We start from the raw sequence: 26,479 nt of genomic DNA on the forward strand, positions 1-26,479 counted from the left end.
GGGTGCACAGATACGGCGCTCCGGGATTCAACTGGCCAGCCGGTTGCGACGGCGGTACAGCCACATGACGCCGCAAGCGACGCCCGCTCCGCCGAGTGCAGACGCCCCGGCCTGAACAACCTCCAGCCCGGTGTCGTGCGACGACGCCGCGATGGTTCCCGTGGACTCCACCGGGCTGACCTGATCGGGCGGGTCGAAGTCCGGATAGTTCGGCGGGCCCGGATCGCGCGGGACGACGTACGCCGGCTGCTCCTCCTTGACCGGATCTCTTGCCCACGCCTCGCTCGAGGCGAACGCGCCCGCGCCCACCGCGAGCGCGAGCACAGCGACGACTGAATGCTTGCTGTTCATGACTTTCCCTTCCGAGGCTGCTGTTGCGGGCATTGGCCCTGCCCCTACGGTCGGTCCGCCGACCAGGCAACCGCATCGGGGACAACCCCTCAGATCAGCAGAGCCACCCCCGGACTTCGCGGCGCGAGGAAACTTCGTACAGAGCTGCTATTTGCCTGTAGCAACCTTTGTGAGCCGTGAGACGGCGTACGTCCTCGACAACAGCGAGCGGTCTACATCTGGGCCGCGCCTCGCAGCTGGAGGAAGGGGTCGCACGTCTCGCAGCCAGGTCGGGACAGCGAGTGGCCTGCAGAGCGCGCGAGCAGAGGCCCCAGGAACCCGAGGAGCAATCGTGAATGACAACATCCGCACGGTAGAGGCCATCTACGACGCGTTCGGCCGCGGTGACGTCGGCTTCATCGTCGACCAACTCACCGACGACGTCGACTGGGCATCCGCAGCCGAGTCGTCGGCCGCGCCCTGGTACGGCGTCAAACACGGCAAGGCCGAGGTGCCCGAATTCTTCAAGGAGTTGGGTGGCGCGGTCAGTATCACCGAGTTCACTCCACTGTCGATCGCAGCCAACGACACCGATGTCATGGCGATCATCCACTTCGCCATGACAAGCACCCGAACCGGGAAATCCGGCGAGATGGACCTGCACCACTGGTGGCGCTTCCGCGACGGCAAGGTCTACTACTACCGCGGCACCGACACCGCCCTCACCGCACGCTTACTGTCGGACGACTCAACTCGAACAGCGGGCTCCGGGTGCCGGATCCCCCAATCCAAGCGAAGATCTGGCATCTCGGGGCCGCGACGCTCAAGCGGCCGACGACAAGGTGAGCCGCCAGTCGAGGTCGTGCAGCCTTACATCCGGGATCTCAGTACGTCGAACTCGCAGCCTGGCGAGTCTGGGTCGAAGCCGTGCTCGACCAGCCAGCGGGCCGCCCCCAGGCTTCGCAGCGACCACCACGCCGGATCACCTCGAGGTCGACGTCGGCGCCATAGCCCGCGATGAGATCACCAAGGCGGTCCTCGTGTCCGAGCGTCAAAGTGGCGAGGTCGAACATCGCATCGCCCTGGCTCGCCTCGGACCAGTCGATGACGCCGGTGACCTTGTCACCGTCGACGAACACGTGGGTGATCTGCAAGTCCCCGTGCGTGAAAACCGGTGTCCACGGCCGGAGCGCAGCCTCCGCAATCTCGCGGTTGCGCGTGACCAAGTCGGTGGGAAGGACGCCGCTCGTGATGAGCCATTCGCATTCCGCGTCGAGATGCGACGCGATCTCGTCGCGACTCGGACCGGACCATGGCGGCAACGGCGCCTCGTGCAACTCCCGTACGGCAGCACCTGCCGCACCCCAAGCCGCCGGCGACGCGGTCGACGGCTCCCCGAGGCGCCCGAGCGCAGTCCCCGTGACGGCGGCGATCGCAAGCACACGCGGCTTCCGCCACAAAACCTCCGGAGTAGGTGTCGGCGCCAACGCCATCGCCTCGACCTCAACGTCCATACGCGCCTGATCACCGTCAACCTTCAAAAACACATCCCCAACCCGCAAAGTCACCCGCTCACTATGCGCAACAACAACCTCAACCTCCTCCACGCCCGCCATTATCACGACGCCAACCACCCCCGTCACCAGAATTACCCCGCGCGACCACACCCTCCGGCGCCCGCAGTCTTACCGGATCCGCATGCCGAAGATGGCTCGGGCGATGATGAAGCGCTGGATCTCGCTCGGACTCGGCTACCTGGTCCTACGCCAGCCGGGCTGGAGCCTCCCTGGCGGCGAGGCGCACCGGCTCAAGCTCACGAAGAAGTTCGCCCGTCCGACGAAGGCAACAGCTCTGTACGTGTTGGACGAACCCACCGTCGGCCTCCAAGCAACCGATGTCGCACTGCTCGTCCGCACGCTCGCCACGCTCGTTGCCGCCGGCAACAGCGCGCTCGTCGTCGAACACGCCCCGGCATTCCTCACCGCCTGCGACTGGCGGCTCAGCGTGCGCGAGCCTGGGCAGTCTTCCAGAACGCTTCACGCCAGACCCCGGGGTTGCGGCGAAGACGCTGCAGCTCTACTCGCACGGATAAGGCATCCATCGCTCATTGCTGAGCAATCAGAATCGTCACCCCGTGTCTCTCGAAATCAGCTCGAACCTCAACTGGATTGCCGAGGCCCGCGAAGTGCAGCAGACTCGGAACAATCAGGATTGACTCGTCAGCAGCAACGACCGCAGCGATACATTCCGTGAGCTGGGCGGGCGCAGTGTCCAACTCATCCACGTAGATCGCATCGAGCGGCATCTCATGACTCACCGCGCAATCGAGGATCATCTGCCTCAGTACCGCCGCCTCGGCCCCACTCATCAGGAATCCCTTCCTGAAGTAGCCACACACTAAACGCGTACCCACGATTCCCCGTTCGTACGAGCTCCGACGTCACCGGACCGGCCTTGCCGAGCCTGGCTGGGCCTCATGTGGCGAATCTACGAGCAGGCGCGAGACACTGGCTGTACAAAATGTGTGACTCAGGGCTAGCTATGCTGTGGGTGACCAGCAGTAGGGAGGTGCGAGCGGGCATGGATGACCAGGCGCAGGCGATCGGTAGCCGGGTGCGGTACTGGCGTCAGCGTCGCGGCCTCGACCGCCAGCGCTTCGCCGACATGGTGGGGCGGTCCATGTCATGGCTGGACAAGGTCGAGAAGGGCGAGCGCAGCATCCTGCGGTTGCCGATGCTCGAGCGCGTGGCTGACGCACTCGGAGTGACCCCTGAGATACTGACAGACGGTCCAGCAGCGCACCGCGCTGCCGACTGCGTGGACGCCGTCGAAGTGCAGGCGATTCGATCTGCTCTCGGCCGCTATCCTGCCCTTTCTGCGAACCTGTCGAGCGCAACCCCGACAACCCACGCGCAAATCGTGCGGCAGCTGAACTACCTAGGCCAAGCCTGGTTGTCCTCGAACCTCACGGCAGTTGCTCAGCATCTTCCAAAGTTGATTGACGATGCCCAGATCGCAGTTGAGATTGCGTCCACCGGGCCCGAACAGCTGGCCGCACGACGTTCCCTGGTCATGACGTACAGGCTCGCTTCATCGATGCTGCTCAAGTTCGACGCGAACCACATTGCCTGGCTCGCGGCCGACCGAGCCATGCAAGCAGCGCTGCCAACCGATGACACCGTGGCCTTGGCTCGTGCCACTCGGAGTGTCGCGCGAGCAATGACCAGCGCGGGCCAGGAATCTGACGCGATCGCGGCGCTGGCGAACATGGCGGGCCGGATGCGCCCGGACCTGCAACAGTCCGACGGGGAGTTGCTGCCCTTGTTCGGCATGCTGTTTCTCGCGGCTTCCATAGCAGCCGCGAGGATTGATGATCATGCAGTCGCGCTGATGATGCACGATGAGGCCGATGCCGTCGTCGCACGCTTGGGCGACGAGCATCGGACGCATGACACCGTCTTCGGTCCAGCAAATGTCGCCGCTCATCGAGTGGCGGCGTTGACGCGCCTTCGCGAGGGCGGCCGGGCGCTCGAATACGTCGCGAATATCGATCCTACGATCATGGTCTCCCTGCCCGCCGAGCGTCGGGCGAACTATCTGCTCGACCTAACCACTTCCTACACCTACACCGGAAGGTACGAAGAGGCGGTGCGGTCTTTGAACGAGGCAGAACGACTTGCACCGCAAGAGGTGCGATGCCGACCACTGGCACATGCTCTGCTGCGAGCCCTCCTGACCAGCACCAACGGATCGCTCAGTCGGACAGTCCACAACATGGCGACGCGGGCAGGTCTGACGGCATGACAGCAAGTCGCGTACTGCATCTGTTCATCTGTGGCGCCGGGCCGGCCAAGCGAGTTCAAGACCTGCTCGACCTCGCCCATGGTGATGGGTGGGATGTCTACTGCGTCGCAACCGATAGCGCTGTAGAGCACTTCATCGATACGGATTCGCTGGCAAGGATCACGCAGCATCCTGTCCGGACGACGTACCGCACAGCTGGCAATACGCCCACACCACAGCCCGATGCTGTAATCGTTGCTCCCGCCACCTACAACACCATTAACAAATGGGCCGCGGGGATCGCAGACAACTACGTTCTCACGCAATTGGCGGAGCTCACTGGGCTCGGAGTGCGGATCGTCGTACTTCCGTTTGTCAATCAGGCGCTGGCCCGAAACCACGCATTCTCTCAAAGCGTTGAAACACTGCGCAACGCAGGTGTCCGCATCCTCTTCGGTCCGGGCGAGTTCGAGCCGCACCCGCCGCGTACCGGTGATACCGCGATGACGAGCTACCCCTGGAAGCTCGCCATCGAGGCCGTGCGCAACTGAGTATCCCCAGGCACGGATGGCAGTGACGCTGCCATCCGGGTACTGCATATCAACACGACGGAGGTGCGGCGCGATGGCCTAGGTGAAGGATCGGTGACCACGGTCGGTGAAGCAAGCGGATAGGACGACTGCGCGCGTTCGTACAGCTAGTGCCGCCCCAAGAAACGTTGGGGTTGTAGCCGTGTCGGGTTGACCGGTTCGGTGGTGGGTTTGGAGGCTTGCTGTCGGAGGTGGTGATGGCTCGACAGGCTGAGGTGTTCGTGCGGTCGCTGGAATCTGAGGAAGCACAGCGTCTGGTGCGGATCACGCGGACCACGAGGGATCGGGTGCGGCTGCGCCGGGCGGGGATCGTGCTGGCCTCGGCGCAAGGGCGGAGTGCGGCGGGGCGGCGGGCATGTTCGCGATGAAGCCGCAGTATGCGCGGGAGGTGATCCATGCGTTCAACGAACAGGGGTTCGCGGCGCTGGACCCAAAATGGAGCGGGGGCCGACCACCTCGGTTCGGCCCCCCCGGTTCGTGAGACCGTGTATCGGGTCGCGAAGACCCCGCCGCAGCAGCTGGGCCGCCCGTTCACGACGTGGAGCCTGTCGAAGCTGGTCGAGTACCTGGCCGAGCACAAGAGTATCGCCATCAGTGCCGAGTCGGTCCGCCAGATCCTGCGCAAGGCCGGGATCAGGTGGCAGGCGACCAAGACGTGGAAGGCCAGCCGTGACCCGGACTTCGCGGTGAAGATGGCCCGCGTCCTCGCCCTGTACGACGATCCGCCGGCCGACGGTCGGGTGATCTGTGCTGACGAGTTCGGCCCGCTCAACCTGCAGCCGAGGCCTGGCGGGGGTTGGTTCCCGGCGAGGCGCCCGGCGCGGTTGCGGGCCACGTTCAACCGCACCGGCGGGGTGCGGCACATGCTCGCCGCGCTCGACCTGGCCACCGGGCAGGCGTTCTACCGGTTCCGCGACCGCAAGCGCTGGCGGGAGTTCCTCGGTTTCCTCAAGCAACTCCGGGACCGCTTCCCGGCCGGAAAGCTGTACGTCGTGTGTGACAACTACGGGCCGCACAACAAGGCCGAGGTCATCGACTGGTGCGGCCTGAACGGGGTCGAGTTGGTGTTCACGCCGAGCAACGCGTCGTGGTTGAACTGGATCGAGTGCGAGTTCACCGCCCTGCGCTACTTCACCCTCGACGGCAGCGACTACCCCCACCACACCGCCCAGGAGAACGCGATCGCCGGCTACGTCCGCTGGCGCAACAAGCGCGCCCGGCCCAAACGACACTTCGCCGTCGACTCCAAGATCCGCCGACCCGATTACCTACCCAACGTTGCTTGACGAGGCACTAGGTGGGGTGCGGGAACCGGTGCCTTGCGGGGATGGGGAGATCCGGTGCGTCGCGGACCATCACGACGTTATCCGCGCGTTGTTTGAGCCGGCGCACCGCGGCACGGTCGCGGCTGCGCGACATGCCTGACCAGCCAGCGTGCCAGCGGGCGTAGCTGGGAGAAGGCCGCGAGCACGTGATCTGCCGCGGCCGGGGTGTGAATCCATTCCTCGCAGCCGAGGGGCCGCCTCGCGGCAACCGATCCAGCAACGCATCAAAGGCAGACCTCGGCCACCCCTCGAAAGCCCCAGTCACGCCACGCAGCTTAGCGAGCCCATCCCCACAGCCTGACGCGTGACGCTCGCTGCCAGTTCAACTCACGAGCCGTCGACACGAGTGCCTGACCCCCATCAAATGCAGGCGACACAGCTCGCCACGCTCTCGGTCCGCACCTTCGAGCTCGGCGGCCGGGGCGTGATTGTTCATTCATCCGGTCGGCGTGGCCACGGAGCGGTTGCCCGCGAGCGCTATCGAGACTTCGCGGGCGAGAGCCCGCAGATCGCCGGCGGAAACCGGCAAGCCCGGAGCTTGCCGGAAAGGATGCACCGGCGGCAGCCGGAGGGCGGGTGGAAGCGGGCGCAGCAGGCGTGGGAGGAGCGGAGCACGGAGCGTCTGCGTAGCGGGCGCCGGGTCGGTTTAGCTGATCCGCACGCCGGAATGGCGCGGGCGGTCACCAATCTCTGGATTTTCGGAGGTGCCTTCGAAGATGGTGTAGACCTTCTTGAGCCTGGCGGCCATCTCGTTTGGGATAAGCATATCTGGCTTCTGACCTGCCGTTTCGTCCTTCGTCGATGATCAACGGTGTCCAGGGTTTGTCAGCGTCTCACGGAACTGTGACGGCAAGAATTTGCCCACAGCAACATTTCGAGCGTGTAAAAGCCTAAACTCACGAGCGAATCTGAGTTCCGGCCAGCAGTCCGACCGGGCACTCTGCAGCGTCAAGCGGCCTGCCCCACCCCGGTACATTGCAGATCGTAACTACAAACGTCGCCAGTCAAGCCAGTTCAGGCCGGGCGTTTGGATCACGTAGCCGCAACGTCGCCGCCGGCTTCCTGAACTGTGCGTAGCCGGCTCGAATCCTGCCTGGGCACCGTGCCATGTCCCAAGGACATGCCGGAGAAGTGAACCATGGAATGTGGGTTCACCTGTTTCGTTTGGGGATAGGTCCGGGTGGTCTGCCAGTGGGTTGGTGGTCCTTGGTGGGGTCCAGGGTGAGTTCGGGCAGGAGTTCGCCGGTGGCGGCGTCGACGACGCGGACCTGGAGGTCCTGGGCGAAGGTCAGGACGTGGGTTCGAGCGTGGATTCGGCCGATGCCGATGGGTGCGGCCGTCCGTTCACCCGCAGCGTGACCACGCCGGTGTAGTCGACGCGGTCGGTGCGGACGCGGTGCTGGACCTCGCCGGCGGTCGCGGCTGGTAGTTGCTTTCGGGCGGGCCTGTAGGCGGTCGCGGGGTGCTCGGTGTGGCAGTGATCGGTGCAGCCGGTGCTGATCGTAGAGCTCGGCGAACTGGTCGAGCCGCCAGAGTCGTGGACTGGGCGGGTAGGCAGCTCCTCACCGTCTGCTGGAACCGCTCCACCTTTCGCAGGTGGTGGTGTGATTGGGGCGAGAGTTCTTCCGGATGACGTTCAGCTTCCACAGGTCGGCTGCGAGGCCGTTGCGACCGCCCTTCCCGCCCGACAGTCGGGTGGTGCAGACCATCCCGTTTTCGGTCAACGTGAAGGCCGGGATTCTGTACTGGGCAATGGGTTCAGGGAACGAGGCGAGCACGATCGGGCCGGTCATCCGGTGGTGCGCGGTCACGTGCAGGGCGTGGCACGAGCCGTCGTCCAGCCAGCTGATGATCTCCACGTCCCCGACCACCGGGTAGGGGTGAAGTCGGACTGCCAGCACTCGTTCGGCTGGTGGGCGGTGAACCGCAGGTACACAACCTGGGCCGCTTCCCGGGATCGGGACATCCGCTAATTGGGCACTGAATGACGTTCTGACGAGGCTAACGAACTCGGCAGTAGCAAATCACGAAGGCTCGCAATTGTACGGTCGTGTGCGTATGCTCGCCCCCGGGGTGGACCGCGTAGCGGTCCGATCGAATACGCAGGGGGGAACGTGCAACACGACCGAGCTCAGCTATGCCTGAATCACCATCAAGGCAACGGAGCGAGCCGATGAAGAAGAAGCTGGGGAAGAAGTGGTGGGCCGGAATCGCAGCCATAGCCGCCGTCATCGCGATCCCGCTGATGATCATCGAGCTGACAAAGGATGATGAGGGCCCGAAGGTTGGGGGCGATGGCAACAACAACTGCAACATCAATGGATCGGGAAACGTCTGCAACGGCGCACCGACGCCAGTCGCCGAGACGGAAGACTCGATTGAGGTCAGCGACCCAGCCTGGCCGGTTCTGCCCGACTGTGATGGTGGAACTGCCGTCGGAGCGATGCCATGGAACACCGATGCCACGAAAGTGCGGCTGATTGCAGGCACCGATGTCAGGGATACGCTCACAAGCGAGCGCGGAGCCGCCTACGGGCACGGCTTTGTCACGCTGAGCATCGGAGCGAAGATCGGGACGACGATTCAGGTCCTCGGCATCAAGCCAGTCATCTACGCGAACAAGAAGATCGATCCCAAGTGGGTCTACGACCCACTCGGTGGATGCGGAGACAGCTACCAGCGAATCTTGGAAGTTGACCTCGACAAGAGGACCGCGAAGGACGCCGGTGTTCAGGGCGGTGATGGCGACGGAGTTCAGCCGGCTGGACCGAAGGTGAGAACGGTGCCCCTCGGACGTAAGTTCCAGGTCACACACGACGATCAGGCAGTCGTCACGGTGAGCGCAACCGGATGTTCCGGCTATTTCGAGTGGGGCATTCAGATCACCTATGCAACGGGCGGCAAGACCTACCGCAAGATCGTCGGCACCAAGAGCGCACCCTTCCGCCTGGTCGGCAAGCCGACGAAAGCGGTCCCGGTCTACACCCAGGGCACCGCGGACGCCAAGACCCTCAGCAGGTTCGAGAGTTCCACCGAGCCGACGTCCTGCCGCTGAGCGCTATTCGGCGGCAATGAACGCCGGCGACGACGACATCGCGACCGTCATAGTTCGAGTCCACGATCCGGGCCCCCAGTTCGGGCTCGCGTCTCGGCGCTCTCCCCTCCGGTAGTCGGCCAGCGGGCGCATGGCCACGAGAGAGTCGTGGAGGCGGCGGGGTCGTCGAACTTCCAGTTCGCGGTTCCGCCCTCCGAATGAAGGAAGGTCCAGGCGAGGGTGGATCACCGGATGAGTGGCGTAGTTCTTCAACACCATCCACCACTCGGGGCTGATGTCCTGCGGATCATCGGCCGGCGCATCGACCTCTCCGAGGACCAAGCTGGCGTCGCGGATCCCCTGGAGGCGCGAGGCCTCCGCCTCGCGTTGCTCGCGATCGAGAGCGTCAGCGCGCACGGTTCTCGTGCTCACGGGTCTCGACCATCTCGCGCTTCTGAAGTGCCAGCCGCTCGGCCATCGCTCGCTGATTGCGTTCGCTCGCATCGGCGATCGCGCGGTTTCGGCTGGCCTCCGCCTCGCGATTCGCGATGTGCAATGCCAGGAGGACCGCGGCAACGGTCCCTGCGGCGCCGAGCCACTCCACCAGCGCACCCCAGGCGTCCGTGTCGATGCGCTGGCCGAGGAATATGCCGATGCCGAGACCGACCGTCCGACCGTGCCGGAACCGCCCACCGAAACCACATACGCGCCTGCTTGCCCACCGGCCGAGGATCTCACGCCCGCCCCGCGCTCATGGACGGTACTTCGCAAGCAGCGTGCAGGTCGCGCCCCAGAGCGTGCCGATGACTGCGCACGCAAGCGCCTCTCTGATGGCAGCCAGCGCATCACCGCGCCGAACGCGACCACGGTGACGACCAGAACCAGCAACTGGAACTGGCCGAATGGCGCTCCATCCGGCGGACGGAGCGCACTCATACCTGACTCGTTCTCTAAGGCTCCGCGATCGGGGTGATGGGCCCAGAGTGACGGAACCCTGGCGGCCCTCCACCCCGCTCGTACGGCCATCGAAGCGGTGTCTTTGTCCCACCGAAGCGGTCCATAATTGCTACTAGGGAATGGAATTGAGTAGAGACTTATGGACCGCGTCGGTGGTCGCCGCTCCAGGGGATATTTTGATGGCGCCTTCATTGGACAATGCACGTCGTAGGGAGTGGTTTGAGCGTGTCACCGCCGGACACTGAGAGGATCGAGCACGTCGATTGCAGACACTGACGGCTGACCGGGCAAGTCTTCACACGGCGTCGGGGCTGAACCAGACGATGTTCAAGCACCATCACGGCGTCGCCATCCGAACAGGATCCTTCCGGCTCCGCGACGGACGCCATGTCACCCGAGATCCTGACCCGGACCGTTCGCCCTTCCGTGCAAGTGAACACGAACATGCACTCCGCGCAGGGGTTCGGGAGGACGTCGACACGCGACCTCCACTCACCGTCCTGTCCCGGCCCGGCGAGCTCGCACTGCGACTCCACCTCGCTGCGCTGTATGTCGCCACGAAACACACGAAACCCGGCCGCCGATTCGACTCCAAGATCAAGAATGCGGACGGTACCGACAGTTGGGCCAACCTCACGGCCGTCGACCGACGGTACGACTAACGCCGGCGCCTGATCGTCCGGGCCGTGCGACGGCTCAACGCATTGCAGTTGGCTGAGCCGCGTAGCGCCGATTCCGGGCGCTGGGATCACTGGCTCCTGCTCGGTGAGACTCAGCGGGGTACGCCGTACCTGGTGACCGGTCAGAACGAGTCGGCCCTGGTCCGGCCGCCTGCGTTCTTCCGGAACGGTTGGCATCTCGTGCTGCGGCCGCGGGAACTCGTGACGTTGCTGATGTTCGCCGATCTCGCGCAACGCAAACCAGCGGTCTACGCGGAACGCGTCGGTGCGCCCGACACGACCCGCCGCCCGTATTACGGGATTACTCCGGAGGTGTACGAGGCGCACAACGAGCTTCACGAGTTCGGCTTCCTCGAGGTTCAATCCGGCAGTGTGCACGCGGCACGGCGCGCAGGACGGGTGCCGGCCGACGTCGCGGCGGACCATCACGAAGGGCGCGCTCAGATCGAGGCACTGCGGTTCAAGGTCAACTGGGACGCTGCGAAGGAGGACGCGGCCCTCAAGGTCCGCAAGACGCCTCACCATCCGAACCCGCCCCGGTTCGACGACGGGTCGAAGGCGCTCGAAGGAACGGCTGAAGAGTCGGCCGAGGGTCAGGCGAGAGTGATGGATAGTCGGTGCAGCCCCGTGTGGTCGTCGCCGCCATGGAAGCTGCTCGGGTCGGGAACGTTGAGCTTCTCATCCCGCTTGAGCCGGTCAGCGATGTCTGGGTTGGCGAGGGCAAGCGAGCCGATCGAGATCATTGGGCCAGACCGCTCCTGACGTCGTCAGCGCGTTCGGCGAGGTCCGCGCCAGCGCGGTTCACGATCAGGCGTGGTCCACGTTCGCCGAACTCGAGCGGCAGGTTGTCGCCGGCATTGACGACGTGGTGGAGATAGGCGATGTTGACGTCCACCAACTGCCGGATCAGCTGCCCGTAGCCTTCGAATCCGCAAGCCTGCAGCGCTCGAGTCCCCCGCCGCGTGGACTACCACCGCGCTATCCGCGCGCGAATCAACCGAACGCACCGCGTCGACTCGATGCGTACGGCACTCATTGAGCCTCACGAGTCCCCGTGCACCCTAGGATCCGATCGCTTCCGGTCACGGCCACGGGGGCGGAGCACGCCTTCTGCGTGTTCAACCCACGCCTCCGTTGCGTCCAGCGAGAGCGTGTTCAGCCACGGCGGAAGACTCACTCATCGGACCTCCTGGTCGTGTGCCCGACAATTCAACGCCGGTCCGCTGAACGCCAACTGTGCAAATCCTGCGCGGAACCGTCTGTGGTGCGTGCTTGACCGGACCGGTGGTTGGCAATCAAACTTGTGAGCCGATCGGCAGCTTGGGGAGGGGGCTGGTCGGGGATGTGCGACCTGGGGGAACAACGGGATGAATAAGCATGTCATGTCCGCGACAATGGAGACACTTGATGTGGGGTACGCGAAGGCGTTCCGTGGTTCGGTGCTACCCGCCGACTGGTCTGCTGTCATCCCGGAGCTCGGTCTCGACCCTGCTGTGGTCACGCAGAGTCGGCTTGAGGGAGCGTTGGGCGCCGCACTGACGCACGACTCGTACCTGTACGAGCACCACGCCGAGGCTCCACATCTCACTCCCGGTGTATTGAAGGCACTTGAGATCCTCGGAAGCAGCTGGCTGTCACGAGAGCTGACACTGTCGTTTTACGCGCGCCGGAACTACGACAAAGCTGGCGGCCTCAGCGCCGCTGTCGCGTTCGCTCGCACCAACGTCGGGCAATGGTCAGCCAGCATTGGCTGGCTGCGGGGCGCGGGCCTGTTCGGCCGCTCGATCGCCCCGGCCAAACTACCGGAACGCATCGCGACCCGGGTTCTGCTGCAGTTGTTAGGTATGCTCTGTCTCCTCGGGGAGGAGGAGAAGGTACACGGCTTCGCGGCCTCCTTCGTCGATCGAATATTCGAGAGCGCCAGCGCCACCGTTCTCGACCCCGTGACGCTCGCCCCGCAGATGGCCAGCAAATCTGGGCTCACTGTCGACTGGCACTACGAGAGCAAGGGCCCAGACCACTCGAAGTGGTTCGCTGCACGGCTCGTTGACTCGAGGGGGCGGCGAGCCGATGGCGACGGGCCGGCCAAGAAGACCGCTCGAGCCGCGGCTGCCGAGCGCTACCTACGCCAGTACTATCCACAGGCGCTGACCCTCGGCCGCCCCAGCGCTCCGGAGCCACCCCGGTCGGTTCCCGTGGAGGCGCCGCGGGAACACCGACGGATCCTGGACGAGGTGATAGCTGGGTTCGAGCTCGATAGCTCGCGCCTGCCGTTGCTCAGCCAGGCATTCATGCATCCGTCCTGGACCTACGAGAACACCCGCGGCGTGCAGGCCTCTGCGCAGAGAGACAACCTGCTGCTGGGTTTCGTCGGCAGCAAAGTTCTGGAGTACGAGTTCGCGCTGTCCGTCGCGCAGAAGGCCATCAAGAGCCCACCGGAAACATTGTCGTTCAACAGTACGCGGAACGACGTCTACGCTAAGGCCTTGCTGGAGATGGGTTTGGGTCCCGGACTGTTGCTGGGGGCCGGTCAGCGCAGCTCGATCAGCGTCGACATCGCTGCCACAGCCTTCCAGGCCGCCATGGCAGCGGTCTTCCTTGCCAAGAACACACGAGCGTCCCTGCTCAACCACTGGCCCAGCCAATGGGAGGCCGCCGTCGCGCTCATCGCGCCAGCACGCCCCAGGCCGGCCGACCCCTCGACCAAGTTGCAGGAGCTGTCTACCGCAGCCGGGCTGATCAGGGAATTCGAAGTCGACAAGACGGGTCCTGATCATGACTCTCGTTGCCAGGCGACGCTGACGATCAACAGCAGTCGGCTGCGCCGACGACTTCGGGTCAAGGGGCAGCCGGACCGCAGCAAGACCGGAGCGAGACACCGAGCAGCGATGCTGGTCGTTGACGCCGCGGAACACCTCGCCGACGGGTCTGAGGCGTATGCCGATCGTTCCAGGAACCAGGTCATCACCAAGTTCCTGGCGGCACATCTGGCTACGACGGCCAGCGGGTCTCCGGATAAGGCGCGGATCTGGATCAAGCGCCGGCTCTTCGGCGCTCATCTCGCAGCGCGGCCGCAGGAGATGCTTCTCTGGGCCGAGGCGGTCGACACGCTCCTGGACGCGCAGACGCGCGCGCTGCTAGACCCGAACGGCCTCGAGCAGTACTTCGTGAACGCAATGACCGGCGACAAGTCCTCCCAGGGCGGCCTCCGTTCTGAGCTCGTACAGGCCTTGGACTGGCTGGCCGAGCTGGAGAATCCTGGAGACATCGACACGGCGTACATGGGCCGCGTGGTCCAGTTGGCCGGCGCCTATCGGGCTGCAGGGATCGACGGGGGCGACGGAGAGCTCCGGGAGTTCTTGCTGGCCGAGTGGCCAATGCTCTACCGGGACAGGATCACGGTGCACGGCGACGTACCCGGCCTGTGTCTCTCAGCTGGGGAGCTGGCTGTCCTTGACGGCCTCGCCAAGGCGTTGACACAAGATCGGCGCTCCATCAATGTCCACGTCGCGAACGGCTCGATCACCTTCAATCCAGTGCAGATCCCGATCATGCAAGCGCGATTCTTGGTCAGGGTGTGGGGTGAAGTAAGCCCGCGGATACGGCTGCAATCGGGCGCGGACGCACTGGAATGCGTCCTGCCGCGCAGGGGTCTGGCCGAGCGCGGGCCGGTGCGCGAGGCGGTCGAGCGAGCGCTGGTGCCAGTTCCTGCTCCATTGAGCGCCGCGATCGCGAACCTCTTGCACGATCTGAAGAACGAGCTGACCGCCGCACGGCAAGCCGCAATGACCACAGGCGGCGGACGTACAGCGGAGTTGCGTCGTATGGCCGACGCCAGCGAGCACCTTGACCAGGCCAAGGCCTTAGCCCAGCGCATTCGGGCGAACAGCTCTCTGCTCCGTACACCCGACGACGACGCGGTCGCGCTGGCAGAGTTCCTCAGAGACTATGCGGCTCGGGCCTTGCGGAGGGTGCCGGCACACGTAGCAATCGTGCCCCCGCGCACTGCGGACGAGGTCAACGTCGGTTTGGACGAGTCGTCGTTGCGCGCCGTATTGGACAACCTCGTCAAGAACGCAGTCGAGGCCATGCCCGGTGGCGGCACGGTCACCTTCGACTGGACACACGACGGCCGGCAGGCCGTGCTCGAGGTCGCCGACGATGGGCCGGGGCTGCCCGATGGCATCGCCGAAGCACTCGCCGATGGGCGACGGGTCAACACGTCGAAATCAGGTGGGAACGGTTTGGGGCTGCTGGGCGTCCAGGCCCTGCTCCGTCGGATCGGCGGCAGCCTGGAGGCGGCACCGTCCCAGCAGGGCACGCGATGGCACGCGACAGTGCCGCTGGCGCAAGAAGTTGTGGAAGACGACCGTGATGAATCCGATCCTGCGTGACGCGCGGATTCTGGTCGCGGACGACCAGGTCGACGTCGCGAAAACACTGTGCCACCCCCTCCGTGCCGCCGGCGCCGTCGTACGCCAGGTTGCCGACGGGCAACAGGCGCTCGATGAGGTTCTCCTGGGCGGATACGACCTGCTGATCCTGGACATGAAAATGCCGCCTGACGATTGGGGCGGCCTGTGGGTGCTGGAGCGCCTCAAGGATGCCGGATCCCGGCTCCCGGTGATGGCGCTGTCCGGCGAAGGCGGGCAGCGGCAGACCGTCCAGGCGCTGCGACTTGGCGCGAAGAACTGGATCTTCAAGGAGGACGCCTTCTCGGAACTGGAGCCGCTTTGTACGGCGCTCCTCGAAGGCGCCCATGCCGAGGCCTTCGAAGGGATCGCCGCAATCGGACCGAGCCCGCTGGCGCACCGGTTCGCTCGATACCGGGCCGCGCCACCGGGACGTGTCGTCACCGAGGGATTGCGCGCGTTCGAGGGCGTCATTCAGTTCGCCGCGCTCCTAGGACTCGCCACACTCGAACCGGCGGAGGCCGGTCCGCTACGCGGGTTCTCGGCAGATCAGATCGCCCGGCCGAGCCTCGGTACCTGGAACTCGCTGCTCAACGCGTTGCGGCCAGCCGCCGTGCCGGGCTCTGCGTTCTCCACGTTGTGCCGGGCACTCTCGCCCCACAAGAAGTCGACACAGGACATGCGGAGCTTGGTCAAGCTCCGCAACGACATCGCGCACAGCGGGTACGAACCCACCGACGACGACAGCAACGCGCTACGCCGCTTCCTCGTCGAGGCGGCGCACCGGATCACCAGCAACTGGCCGTGGCAGGTCGGCGTGGCGACCTCGATGGACTATGACGGAGCGGCCTTCGACGTCCAGACGCTCTGCTTCATCGGCCTCGGCCAGCCTCGCCCTGTCGTCTACCGGTCAAACTTGCCCATCCGGAGCGGAACCGTCCTACTGCTGCGGGGCGACGGATCCGCACCTGTCTCAGTCAGTCCGTGGTTCTCGTCGGTCGACGGCGTTCTCCACGTGCTCGACGGAATCAAGCAACGCCGACGCAGCCAACCGGATCCTGTCGCACCGATGCTCTTCGCGGATCCCATCACCGGCAACCGCGACGTCGAGGTCCTCGCAGACCCGGGGGCGAACTGGAGCCGACTCGACAGCTGGATCGACGGCTAGCTCGGGTTTCATGACGTTGGACTGTGACTCAGCACCAGGTGATTGCGGACCACGCGGTGAGGGCCGCGAGGGATCAGGGCGAGTTGAGACGTGCCGACGACACCGGTCCCAGGCGACGAACGCGTCGGCCAGGAATGCGGTCTCACGTGAGTCTCGCGACCCCGACAGTGTCGCCGAGCCAGCATGCGCACCTCAGCGATCTGAATCGACTACGCATGCATTTAGAGCTTCGAGTTAGCGGACTGCCTCAGATAGCTCGCACCACGCCATCGGCAAGCGATCACCACGAGGAGTGCCACGGTCGCGGAGACTCATGTTTGACGTCACCGTGCACACCCACGGGACGGCCCTGTCGACTGCATCCGACGGGACTACCATGCGGCCACCCAGAGTCGGTAAGCATTCATGGGTCCGAGCTGGCTGGTCCGCCCGCCTAAAAGGCCGACGCCTCCGATGGCGCGACGCCTCCACATGATCACCGACGACCAGCTCGCAGACGCACCGATTGTTGCCGACGTCGAAGAGGAACTGCGCCACGCGCTGAGTGACAAGGTGTTCGTCGTCCACAATGCGTGCGTCGATCTCGGCGTACTCGGACGAAACTGCCGGCTTCCAACCCGCCCGCGTCCTGGACACCCTCAAGCTCGCTCGGCGATTGCTCCCCGGCCGCGCCTCCTACAAGCTCGGCGCGCTTGCCGACTCGTTCGGCCTGGACACGGGCCTTCCAGCCGACTGGTGCCGCACGGTGCGCCGTACGAGGCGCTGGTCTGCGCTCGGCTCCTCTCTTTTCGCGACGCCGTTCGGCCGCGAGCCGCTCACACTCGCCGACCTGCTGGATGCCACAGTCGGCAAGGCCACGACAGGCAACGCAGCGGATGAACCAGCCGCGACCTCTTCTGAACCGGTGCTTACAACTGCTACTTGTAGCGGTGCCACAGTTCGTTGGCGCCCGATCTGAGAGTGGCCAGCCGATGCGCGTGGACCTTGGCTATGTCGGGGCGGTTGCGCAGGTCGGTGATGACGCTGGTGACGAGGACCAGCTCTCGGATGCGGCTGAGGGTTGGCCAGGAGGGGAGGGTGGTGACGTCTAGGCCGTAGGTGGTGGCTAGGGCCTCGTGGTCTTGGATCGCGCCGAAGCGTAGAGCGCTGACAGCGGCGACAGCCAGGTCATAGGCGAGCGGGCCGATGCTGGTGCCGTCGAAGTCGCAGGGGACGACGCGGCCGGTGGGTTCACGTAGGAGGTTGCCGATGTAGGCGTCGCCATGGAGCAGGCCCATCTGGAGGTCGGGCGTGAGGGCGCGGTAATCGGATTCGATGTTGGCCCATTGCTGGGTGCCAGGCATGGTCGTCGGCCGTGAGGCCGTCGGCCATGGCGAGTCGGCTGCGCGCACTGCTGAACGGGTCCCAGGGCTTGAGGCCGGACATGGGCTCGAGTTTGTGCCAGCCGAGCAACGGTGCTGCCAACTCGGCGCCGGTCAATGCGGGGTGGCCGCCTTCGAGGAGCTGCCAGATTGTTGCCGAGTAGTTCTCGAACAAGACGGGCTGGATCAGACCTGGCGCGAGCCTGACGGCCGGCGCGTCGTGGAGCTCCAGCCAGGTGGCGATTCGCGCGACATGGTCCGCCCGCTGGCTGGCCAGGTCGCCAGCGCCGAATCTGACAACGACGCCCTGGCTTGGAAGCCGGTACACGGCGTTGTTCGTGTACTTGATCAGCTCGGCTTCGTCTGGCAGAAGGCTGGCCTCTTGGCAGATGCCCTTGAGTGCGTGCTTGAGCCGTTGGTCGAGCTCTGGGGACAGGTTCGTCATGCGGTGAGTGCCTTCGGCGCTGTTGTGCGGACGGAATCGAGCTGGTGTAACAGTCCACGGCGTCGGAGTTGCCAGAGTGTTGTGAGGCTGCGGTGCCGATCTCGGCCAGGCGGCTGAGTCCGCGGCCGATGCGGAGATGTTGCGCTTCATTGATCACGTCACGAGCCACGTCGATGCCGACTTCCAGTTCGTTCGTACGCAGGAGGTTCGTCGACAATATGATCGGATCGAACGTCCGACTTCGGCGCGATCTGTCGGGGCCGGATTCGGTGATTGCCTGTTGCGCAATGTGACGGCGCGTAGGGCGTACTCGCGAGCTTGCGCATCGTCCTTCGCGTAAGCCGACAGCGAGTTGTACACCAGCGCCTGATGTCCGGTGTAGTCACCTGGAGTGAAGTACAGGGTCGTCCAGGGCGAGACGCTGCGCTTGTCGGCAAGTCCCATCTCGTGTTCCGCACGAGCGAGCGCATCGGCGACATGGCCGTGTTTGCCGAGCATCGCGTAGGCCAACGCTTCGTTGGCGTGCAGCCTGGCGACTTCAGCTGGATCGCCTGCGTCCTGCGCGGCGAGCTGGCCTAGTTGCAGCATCTTCAACGCCTCCACGGGATGAGCTTCCTACATGCTGACCCGACCCCAGGCGGTACAGGATCGACGCAGCCAGAGACGGCTCGTCCGCGTCCTTGGCGAGCACGAGTGCGTTCATGAGGAAGCGTCGAGCCGCGGCTTGATCGCCGATGTCGTGGAACGACCACCCGAGCAGGCTGCTGAAGTCTGCGAGCGACACTTTGAGGTCCCGGTGCGTGCGCTGATCGGCGGTGGAGTGGATCATCCGCCGTGCGTAGCCGTAGAAACCACGGGCAGCGTCGACCGGTGCTCCCCCCGCCGTAACGCTGATTGAGGTTTCCGGAACTCGGCGGTCATCGACACGACCTGTTCCACGTCAGTCTCGGAGATCACCGGCGGCGCAGCGGCCACTCTGTTGACCACCTCGGGCAGCCACTTCCGAGCCTGATCATTCACCGATCCGAACGCCGCGCTCGCCACCGCGCCGGCGAAGTTCCTGCGATCGTCGCTCGTCAGTGCACGCGACTTGTCGATCTCGCCTTGGCCCGTCGAGCTGTATGCGAGCCCCATCCGGCCGCGCGGAATGTCGAATGCGTCGGCGATGCGTTCGAGGACGTCGTACGCCTTGACCTGGCGACCGATGAGGATCTCCGAGACCTCGCCCTGGGACTGTAGGTCCGGCCACCGATCTGCGTCTGGCTCCAGCCGTGCCGCTGCAACCAGCGAAAGATGCCGGCCACCTCACGAGTTGCCAGGACGAGAAGCAGCTCCGGCCGATCCCAACAGGCGGAGTCGAGCATCGGCTGCGGTGCCGTCATCGTCACTCCTCGTCCCTAGGCGGCTCTGTGAGGTTGGCCCGACCGCATCCGGTGCGTCTATCGGCACTACCGATAGGTCGGCTCGACGAGCACTGCCTGTAGTGGGGACGGCGGCCACAGCGCCATGGTGTGGATACAGAGCGTTACAACAACCGATAAGGACGCCCATCATGACGACGCCGCTGTTCATCGTGATCTGCCTGACCGCAGGCCGACTATCGCAATGATCACGGACCTGGCGCGAGACCTGTCCGGCCGCAACGAATGACATGGCGGTGGGACCGATGACTAGCACTCTTCCAGATACGGATCGCTACGAGCGGGGCGACGCCATGCGGGCGCACGGCTACATCCGGAAGCACTTCCTCATGAACGAGACCGAGTTGGCGAACGCTCGGAAGCTCATCATCGAAGCGGCTCAGACTCGGGGTGTGCAGCTCGTAGCAATTCACGTCGAGGAGATCGAGACATCGCCCGAGGCCTTCCACGATCTGCTCGCGGTCGTGATGCAGGAAGTCCAGCGAATGATCATCACGCCGGACGTTCAACATCTCGAGGGCACCGGCGACCCGTCGTCGGTACGACAGCGACTTGAGTCGAACGGCATCACGATCGTGATCGCCGACTAGGTGCGCAAAGAACGCACATGTCGGCGACGCCAGCCCCCTCGGGTTCATCTCCTTGCACCTCGTGCGCAATACCGGCGAACTCCTCACGGTCCACCGACAGTTGAATACGTTCGCGACTGAACATGGGCTTCAGCTCACCAAGGTGTACGTCGAAGAATCCGGACCGCCCAGTGCGGCCTTCGACCTCCTCAAATCACTCCTGGAATCCGACGGGCAGCCGTTGGTTTTGCCGACCCTGCACCACCTCGCCGTACTCGGGCACCCCGTGCAGATCAGAAACCACCTCCGCCACCGCGCCCACAAGGTCCTCATTGCCACCAAGCCGGCGGAGCGGACGTGCTCAAGGGACATCGCCTCGTTCTCCTCAAGTCCCCTGCACCCGGCGTCCGTTCCGCCGTTCCACTGGGAGCGCTACCCGATACCTCACCACGTCGGGTCGGCGTTCCCGCTCCGAAGCTGCGTCCTCTCAGCGCCCTGTCTGAGAGGACGTAGCCTGGCGCGGTCCGGCCGGAATATGAGCGCTCCATGGGCGGTGTGTGGCGGACCATCGCGACGTCACCTGCGACCATGACTCGAGCCGGCACGCCGCGTCACGGTCGCGGTCCGGACACATTCTTGACGAGCCAGCGGGCCAGCGGGCGTAGCTGGGAGAAGGCGGCGAGTACGTGATCTGCCGCGGCGGGGGTGTGAATCCATTCCTCGCAGCCGAGGGGTCGGGTTGCGATGACCGACCTGTGTCGCATTAGCTTCGCTCGCGGGTGGTCGGCAGGATGGCCGCGCAGTGGTCGCTTCAGCAGGTCGCCCGTGATCACGAAACCGTCCCGCTCGAGACTCCGGATGATGGCAACCAAGCGCGGCCCGGAACCCCGATCCGCCACCGCGGCGCGGTACCGCTCGATCTGCACCGACGGCCCGTACCACCACGCCACGCCAACCTCCAGCCCGTCCAGATCGAACCGGACCCCCAGTTCGATGTTCCGAGCCAGCCGGACGATCGCGTGCTGCCGCTGCCACGCTTGCACCAGCACATCCCCATAGCCCCAGACCGCGAAGTCCTCGTACTCCGGATCCGCGTCAGCCACCGCATTCATCAGCTCGACCATCGGCCGGCGAACCAGGTCTTCCCGATCCCGCCGACATCGCCGCCGCACCTCCGCCGGAGGATCACCATCAAGCTCCAGCAACACATCGAAAGCAGACCTCGGCCAACCCTCGAAAGCCCCAGTCACGTCACGCAGCTTAGCGAGCCCATCCGCACGGCCTAGCGCGTGACGCCCGCTGCCAGAGCAATCCGGGTCAGTCCTCGGGAATCACCCAGTCGAACACCTCGGGGCGAGGAATGTCGGGGTCGGGTCCGCTGCGGACTCCGGTGTCGAGCGCGTCGATGGTCGCCATCTGCTCCTCGGTCAGTTCGAAGTCGAAGACGTCGAAGTTCTCCGCGATACGGACCGGATTGGTCGACTTCGGGATCGCCGAGCGGCCCTCTTGAAGGTGCCAGCGCAGCACCACCTGGGCGGGACTCTTGGTGTGCTCGGCCGCGATCGCGGCGATGGTCGGGTCGTCGAGAACGTTCTTGCGGCCCTCGCCGTAGCCCGGGTAGAACGTGATGCCGCCGATGGGTGACCAGGCCTGAGTGAGGATGCCCTGTTCGGCATCGGCGGCCCGAACGTCAATCTGGGCGAAGTAGGGGTGCAGCTCGACCTGATTCACCGCCGGGACGACGCCAGTACGCCCGAGCAGATCGTCCAGGTGGTGACGCTTGAAGTTGCTGACGCCGATCGCTCGGACCTTCCCGTCGGCCAGCAGAGTTTCGAGCGCCCTGTAGGCCGCAACAGTCTTGTCGAACCGGTCGGGCGCCGGCTGGTGGAGGATGAGCAGGTCGAGCTGGTCGACGCCCAGCTTGCGGGCCGCCTTGTCGAAGGCGTGGAGGGTCTCGTCGTAGCCATAGTCGCTGACCCACACCTTGGTTTCGATGAACACCTGGGAACGGTCGAGACCGGAGCGGCGGATACCCTCGCCGACCTGGCGCTCGTTGCCGTACACGGCCGCCGTGTCGATGTGCCGATAGCCGACCTTGAGCGCGGTTTGGACCGCCTCCGCGGTCTCTTCCGGCGGACTCTGGAAGACACCCAGGCCGAGTGCGGGCATCGAGACTCCGTTGTTGAGAACAAATTCTGTGATCATGCCTTCGATACTTGCCCCAACCAGGTGAACAGCGCTCACCAGATCCTGGCGATCAGCGCGACCGTGGCACCGATTTCGCGCCGTTGACAGGACCTGCGCGGGCCTGGTAGCGAGAGGACTGTGGTCGCCGACGGCACGCGTCGGACGCAGGTACCTAGGCAGGCCGACGGTGGATCAAGCAGTTTCCCGGCTGGTCGACCGGGGCGATCTTCTCGCCGCATTGGATCGCGCGGCGGCGAAGAAGGTGACGACCATCTCGGCTCCCGCCGGCGGCGGGAAGACGTCGCTACTGCGCGCCTGGGCTGATCGTCCAGGCCAGCCCCACCGGGTCGCATTCGTCCAGGTGCAACGCGACCAGCACGATGCCCAGCAGTTTTGGCTTGCCCTGCTCGGCGCGGTCCGTGAAGCTCTCGGCACAACCAGCGGCGCGGACGCGCCGGCAGCGACACCGGAGTTCAATGGGCCGGCGATGACCGACCGAGTGCTGTCGGAGCTCGGCGGCCAACCCGGTCGCGTCATCCTGGTGATCGACGATCTGCACGAGCTGAACTCGCCGGATGCGCTCGCTCAGCTCACCCGGTTGCTGACAAACCTTCCCGACGAGGTACGGGCAGTGCTCGCTACGCGCCGCGATCTGCGGCTGCGTCTCCATCGGCTGCGCCTGGCAGGCGAGCTGGCCGAGATCCGGGCGGCGGATCTGCGCTTCTCCGAGCGCGAAACGCGGGAGCTTCTGAATGCTTCGGGGATCTCGTTGTCTGATACGGGAGCAGCGCTGCTGTACCAGCGGACGGAGGGCTGGGTCGCGGGCCTGCGGATGGCGGCGATCTCATTGGCCGGCCACCCCGACCCGGAGCGTTTCGTCGTGGAGTTCTCCGGCAGCGACCGCACCGTCTCGGAGTACCTGATCGGGGAGATGCTGGAATGCCAGCCCGACGACGTCCAGGACCTGCTGCTGCGTACGTCGGTGCTCGATCGGGTCAACGGTGAACTGGCAGACCTGCTGACCGGCCGCCCCGGCTCGGAACGGACCCTGCTGGAACTCGAGGACGCGAACGCGTTCGTTATCTCGCTCGACCCCGAACGGACGTGGTTCCGCTACCACCACCTCTTCGGAGATCTGCTCCGGCTGGAACTGCGACGGACGCTGCCTGCGGAACTACCGAAGCTGCACCGACGCGCCGCCGAATGGTTCGCCCGGCAGGGCCAGGTGGTCGACGCCATCCGGCACTTGCAAGCGGCCGGCGACTGGGCCGATGCGGCCCGGATGCTCGCTGACCATTCGTTCAGCCTGACGCTCGACGGGCAGGCGCAGACCATGCAGGCGCTGGTGCGCGCCTTCCCACCGGGCGAGGATCACCACGAGCTGGCCTTGGTGCGCGCAGGGAGCGACCTGGTCGACGGACGCCTCGATGAGGCCGCCGCCCACTTGGCGATCGCCGAGAAGTACGCCGACGCGGGACCGCCGGATCGCCGGCACCGCCTTCGAGTTGCGATCGCGTCGCAGAAGCTGTCGTTGGCCCGGCGGCGTGGTCACCTGACCGACGTCATCTGGCAGGTCCGATTCCTCGCTTCCCCGGTAACCGGACAAACTGGCCAGGACATCGCACTCAGCAACGACCTCCGAGCCGTGGCGCTGTACAACCTGGGCATCGTCGAGGCATGGGCGTTCGGCCTTGAAGATGCCGAGCGCCACCTCCGGGAGGGCGCCGACCTGGCCCGGAGAATCGGCCGGCCCTATCTCGAGGTCGGCTGCCTGGCGCAGCTTGGTTTCGCGTCGAGGGGCCGCCCGTTCGCCACCAACCGGCAGCGTTGCCAGGAGGCGATAGCGCTCGCTGAGCGGTACGTCTGGGGTGCGGAGCCCGTCGTCGCGCCCGCGCTCGTCACGCTGGCCGGCAGCCTGGTCTTTACGGGTGAGTTTGACGAAGGTGAGCGATGGCTGCAGCGCAGCGTAACGGCCCTGGAGCGAGATGCCGGGCCGGGCGGCAAGCTGCTGGTCCACATCGTCAGCGGCATGCTGCAGGCCGCCCGCGGCCGGCGCCACGAGGCGCTCGAGGAGTTCAGCGCGGCCGAACACCTGCAATCACAGCTAGAGGCATCGCACGCCCTGGCGAGCCGGGTGACCGGCTGGAGGCTGGCCACCCAGGCCCGCATCGGGCTGCCCGGTGAGGCCCGCGCTTCCCTCGTGGCCCTTGACGCCGAGCGGGCCAATTCGGGCGAAATCGCTAATGCCCACGCGGTGATCTGCCTCGCGGAAGGCGATCCGACGGCCGCTCTCGCCGCAGTACAGCAGATTCTGGACGACAGAGCACCGGTCATTGGTGACGCCACAATCGTCGAGACCCATCTACTGGCCGGGCTCGCCCACCGGGAGCTCGGTGACCAGCGTGCCGCGAACGACGCTGCCGAACGCGCTCTCGGCCTCGCCGAGCCCGACCGGCTGGTCCTGCCGTTCGCGATGACTGGCTCACTGGAGCTACTGGAGGCGCTGCCGCGGCCCGAGACGGCTCACGCCGCACTGCGCGCCGATATCCTCGACCTCCTGCATGGCTCATCCCTGCGAGCCAAAGACCAGCCCTCATCGCCGCCGGTGGAGGAGCTCAGCCCGAGCGAGCTCAGGGTGCTGCGGTATCTCCCGACCAACCTATCCAGACCGGAGATCGCCGGCGAGCTGTCCATCTCGGTGAACACGGTCAACACGCACATCCGCAACATCTACGCCAACCTCCAGGCCCAGGATCGCTCCTCGGCCGTACGGCGCGCCCGAGAACTGCGGCTACTGTCGGCCGCCCGTGGCCGAGCCGGGTGGGTGTTCAGGACCGTGCAGGGTCATCGACCGCAGGATGCGTGGGAGAAACGTCCCGGTCAGCGTCACCACAGTTCATCTGCGAGAACGCCAACCCTGTCGACCGCGCACGGCAGCGCGCACGTCGCCGGCAGTAGCCGGCAGGAATGCACCGGCGACAAGCCGGTGGTGGGTGGGAGCGGGCGCAGCAGGCGCGTTGAGGAGCGGAGCGACGAAGCAAGCGCCTGCGTAGCACGCGTGGGCCGGAACTCCGCCGGACGGGGGTGCGACGTCCTGACTCCCTCCGGCATTGGGGCTGTGCGCGCGTCGTCGCCTATGCGCCGTCCAGCGCCGCGAGTTCATCCTCGGTGAGGATGGTGGACGCGCCGACTACGGCCTGCTCGACCTGTTCGACGCTGCTGGCTCCGACGATCGGGGTCAGCGCCGGGTTCCCGGAGGCCAGCCACGCGAGCACCACCTGGCCCGGTCGGAGTCCGCGCGCAGTGGCGACACGGGTCAGCGCCGCCAGCCGTCGTTCGGTGCCGGGGTGGCGGTACTCGGTCTCGAGCGGGCGGTCGTTGCGGTCGTATCGGCCCTGGAGGGTGGCGGTGTAGACCCAGCCGTCGAACGACGGGTTGCGCCGCAGGAAGTCCAGGCCGTCCGGCGACAGCATTCCCAGCGGGATCGGCTGGCCCTCCACGGCCATGCCGCCGGCGGGCTGAAGGTAGGAGTAGCGCTCCTGGTACGCGGCTGGTTGCGGGTGGCCGGCGCGTTCGGCGGTGGCCCGGATCCGCTCGAGCAGCCAGGACGGGTGGTTCGACACGCCCCAGCGAGCGGTCAGGCCGTCACGGACCAGGCCGCCGAACGTCTCGACCAGTTCCTCGGCCGGAACGGTCGGGTCTTCGACGTGCGCCCAGTACAGGTCCACACCGTCCACGCCCAGCCGCTCCAAGCTCTTCGCCATGGCTCCGCGCACGACGTTCTCGCTCAGCCCTTCGAGGTGGTCGGGGAACCCGCCGACCCGCGTGGGCTGTGCGCCGACCTTGGTACTGAGGCGGACGCGGACCCCGGAGTTCGACGCCAGCCAGCGGCCCAGCAGCGCCTCACTCTGGCCGCCGAAGCCGGTCTCGGAGGTCCAGAAGCTGTAGTTGTCCGAGGTGTCGACCAAGGCTCCGCCCAGTTCGGCGTACCGGTCGAGGATCGAGAAAGCGGTCCGTTCGTCCACTCTGGTGCCGAAGTACATCGTCCCGAGGGCCATCGTGGGTGTGTTCATGGCTCCAGCCTCGTCGCTGGAGCCCACTCCACGTCAAGCAGCGAGTACCCGAGCTGCGTTCTCTACAGCCGAGCGGGCGCAGCGTGGCAGGAGACATGCGCCGGCCTTCAGCCGCTGGAGTGACCGCCCTCCCATCGAGTCGCT

Annotated in this window: 23 protein-coding genes and 1 pseudogene; 12 read left to right on the forward strand and 12 right to left on the reverse strand. The window is 65.7% G+C overall.

Annotated elements, in window-relative coordinates; genetic code table 11:
* Positions 1 to 27: 27 nt before the first annotated feature.
* Complete coding sequence (locus OG876_RS35760) at positions 28 to 351, reverse strand: hypothetical protein (RefSeq protein WP_328521130.1); 324 nt, start codon at positions 349 to 351, stop codon at positions 28 to 30.
* Between OG876_RS35760 and OG876_RS44165 the strand changes: the two are divergent.
* Positions 350 to 967, forward strand: a pseudogene (locus OG876_RS44165) (nuclear transport factor 2 family protein); the annotation flags it as partial. The gene OG876_RS35760 and the pseudogene OG876_RS44165 sit on opposite strands and share 2 nt — an antisense overlap.
* A 247-nt stretch (positions 968 to 1,214) precedes the next feature.
* On the opposite strand, the gene OG876_RS35770 reads toward OG876_RS44165, so the two are convergent.
* From OG876_RS35770 to OG876_RS35780, 3 genes are all read right to left on the reverse strand, one after another.
* Positions 1,215 to 1,973: an aminoglycoside phosphotransferase family protein gene (locus tag OG876_RS35770; protein WP_328521132.1), complete on the reverse strand. Its 759-nt coding sequence runs from the start codon at positions 1,971 to 1,973 to the stop codon at positions 1,215 to 1,217.
* A 118-nt stretch (positions 1,974 to 2,091) separates the two neighbouring features.
* The gene (locus tag OG876_RS35775) at positions 2,092 to 2,295 is read right to left on the reverse strand and encodes a hypothetical protein (protein ID WP_328521133.1); all 204 of its coding nucleotides are present in this window, start codon (positions 2,293 to 2,295) and stop codon (positions 2,092 to 2,094) included.
* Between the two features lie 139 nt (positions 2,296 to 2,434).
* Entirely contained in the window at positions 2,435 to 2,698 is a 264-nt protein-coding gene (locus OG876_RS35780; RefSeq protein WP_328521134.1) for a hypothetical protein, read from the reverse strand.
* 212 nt (positions 2,699 to 2,910) lie between these two features.
* Between OG876_RS35780 and OG876_RS35785 the strand changes: the two genes are divergently transcribed.
* The 5 genes from OG876_RS35785 to OG876_RS35805 all read left to right on the forward strand — a co-directional run bounded on the left by OG876_RS35785 (position 2,911) and on the right by OG876_RS35805 (position 7,401).
* Positions 2,911 to 4,134, forward strand: a complete 1,224-nt coding sequence (locus OG876_RS35785; protein WP_328521135.1) for a helix-turn-helix domain-containing protein — start codon at positions 2,911 to 2,913, stop codon at positions 4,132 to 4,134.
* Positions 4,131 to 4,664, forward strand: coding sequence for a flavoprotein (locus OG876_RS35790; RefSeq protein ID WP_328521136.1), 534 nt, complete (start codon positions 4,131 to 4,133; stop codon positions 4,662 to 4,664). Before OG876_RS35785 ends, OG876_RS35790 begins: the two co-directional genes overlap by 4 nt.
* A 434-nt stretch (positions 4,665 to 5,098) precedes the next feature.
* Positions 5,099 to 5,989: an IS630 family transposase gene (locus tag OG876_RS35795; RefSeq protein WP_442914047.1), complete on the forward strand. Its 891-nt coding sequence runs from the start codon at positions 5,099 to 5,101 to the stop codon at positions 5,987 to 5,989.
* 403 nt (positions 5,990 to 6,392) lie between these two features.
* A complete protein-coding gene (locus tag OG876_RS35800; protein WP_328521138.1) occupies positions 6,393 to 6,833 on the forward strand; it encodes a hypothetical protein in 441 nt (146 codons plus the stop codon).
* 394 nt (positions 6,834 to 7,227) lie between these two features.
* Complete coding sequence (locus tag OG876_RS35805; protein ID WP_328521139.1) at positions 7,228 to 7,401, forward strand: hypothetical protein; 174 nt, start codon at positions 7,228 to 7,230, stop codon at positions 7,399 to 7,401.
* Between the two features lie 189 nt (positions 7,402 to 7,590).
* On the opposite strand, the gene OG876_RS35810 is transcribed toward OG876_RS35805, so the two are convergent.
* Positions 7,591 to 7,887 (reverse strand): hypothetical protein, encoded by a 297-nt coding sequence (locus OG876_RS35810; protein ID WP_328521140.1) that lies wholly within the window; start codon positions 7,885 to 7,887, stop codon positions 7,591 to 7,593.
* A gap of 314 nt (positions 7,888 to 8,201) precedes the next feature.
* Between OG876_RS35810 and OG876_RS35815 the strand changes: the two genes are divergently transcribed.
* Positions 8,202 to 9,083 carry a hypothetical protein gene (locus tag OG876_RS35815; RefSeq protein WP_328521141.1) on the forward strand — a complete coding sequence of 294 codons (882 nt, stop codon included), beginning with the start codon at positions 8,202 to 8,204 and terminating at the stop codon, positions 9,081 to 9,083.
* A 385-nt stretch (positions 9,084 to 9,468) separates the two neighbouring features.
* Here the strand turns inward: OG876_RS35815 and OG876_RS35820 are convergent, their stop codons facing one another.
* Entirely contained in the window at positions 9,469 to 9,666 is a 198-nt protein-coding gene (locus tag OG876_RS35820; protein WP_328521142.1) for a hypothetical protein, read from the reverse strand.
* Positions 9,667 to 10,705: 1,039 nt separating this feature from the next.
* On the opposite strand from OG876_RS35820, the gene OG876_RS35825 reads away from it, so the two are divergent.
* Positions 10,706 to 11,461, forward strand: a complete 756-nt coding sequence (locus OG876_RS35825) for a hypothetical protein (protein ID WP_328521143.1) — start codon at positions 10,706 to 10,708, stop codon at positions 11,459 to 11,461.
* Here the strand turns inward: OG876_RS35825 and OG876_RS35830 are convergent.
* Complete coding sequence (locus tag OG876_RS35830) at positions 11,439 to 11,594, reverse strand: hypothetical protein (protein ID WP_328521144.1); 156 nt, start codon at positions 11,592 to 11,594, stop codon at positions 11,439 to 11,441. The genes OG876_RS35825 and OG876_RS35830 overlap by 23 nt on opposite strands.
* Before the next feature lie 472 nt (positions 11,595 to 12,066).
* Between OG876_RS35830 and OG876_RS35835 the strand changes: the two genes are divergently transcribed.
* Entirely contained in the window at positions 12,067 to 15,093 is a 3,027-nt protein-coding gene (locus OG876_RS35835) for an ATP-binding protein (RefSeq protein WP_328521145.1), read from the forward strand.
* Complete coding sequence (locus OG876_RS35840) at positions 15,074 to 16,279, forward strand: response regulator transcription factor (protein WP_328521146.1); 1,206 nt, start codon at positions 15,074 to 15,076, stop codon at positions 16,277 to 16,279. The genes OG876_RS35835 and OG876_RS35840 overlap by 20 nt, the downstream gene beginning before the upstream one ends.
* 917 nt (positions 16,280 to 17,196) lie before the next feature.
* On the opposite strand, the gene OG876_RS35845 is transcribed toward OG876_RS35840, so the two are convergent.
* On the reverse strand, positions 17,197 to 17,622 hold the full coding sequence (locus OG876_RS35845; protein ID WP_328521147.1) for a phosphotransferase: 426 nt from the start codon (positions 17,620 to 17,622) through the stop codon (positions 17,197 to 17,199).
* Between the two features lie 616 nt (positions 17,623 to 18,238).
* Entirely contained in the window at positions 18,239 to 18,688 is a 450-nt protein-coding gene (locus OG876_RS35850; RefSeq protein ID WP_328521148.1) for a hypothetical protein, read from the reverse strand.
* A 1,063-nt stretch (positions 18,689 to 19,751) separates the two neighbouring features.
* Here OG876_RS35850 and OG876_RS35855 point away from each other — a divergent pair.
* Positions 19,752 to 20,096, forward strand: a complete 345-nt coding sequence (locus OG876_RS35855) for a hypothetical protein (RefSeq protein WP_328521149.1) — start codon at positions 19,752 to 19,754, stop codon at positions 20,094 to 20,096.
* A gap of 590 nt (positions 20,097 to 20,686) precedes the next feature.
* On the opposite strand, the gene OG876_RS35860 is transcribed toward OG876_RS35855, so the two are convergent.
* Entirely contained in the window at positions 20,687 to 21,187 is a 501-nt protein-coding gene (locus tag OG876_RS35860; protein WP_328521150.1) for a DUF2461 family protein, read from the reverse strand.
* 205 nt (positions 21,188 to 21,392) lie between these two features.
* Positions 21,393 to 22,280, reverse strand: coding sequence for an aldo/keto reductase (locus tag OG876_RS35865; protein ID WP_328521151.1), 888 nt, complete (start codon positions 22,278 to 22,280; stop codon positions 21,393 to 21,395).
* Positions 22,281 to 22,500: 220 nt separating this feature from the next.
* On the opposite strand from OG876_RS35865, the gene OG876_RS35870 reads away from it, so the two are divergent.
* Positions 22,501 to 25,434 carry a LuxR C-terminal-related transcriptional regulator gene (locus tag OG876_RS35870; RefSeq protein WP_328521152.1) on the forward strand — a complete coding sequence of 978 codons (2,934 nt, stop codon included), beginning with the start codon at positions 22,501 to 22,503 and terminating at the stop codon, positions 25,432 to 25,434.
* On the opposite strand, the gene OG876_RS35875 is transcribed toward OG876_RS35870, so the two are convergent.
* Positions 25,397 to 26,335, reverse strand: a complete 939-nt coding sequence (locus OG876_RS35875; protein ID WP_328521153.1) for an aldo/keto reductase — start codon at positions 26,333 to 26,335, stop codon at positions 25,397 to 25,399. The genes OG876_RS35870 and OG876_RS35875 overlap by 38 nt on opposite strands.
* Positions 26,336 to 26,479: the final 144 nt, after the last annotated feature.

Source organism: Kribbella sp. NBC_00359 (genome assembly GCF_036097425.1).
In the GTDB taxonomy this organism is placed as follows: Bacteria; Actinomycetota; Actinomycetes; order Propionibacteriales; family Kribbellaceae; genus Kribbella.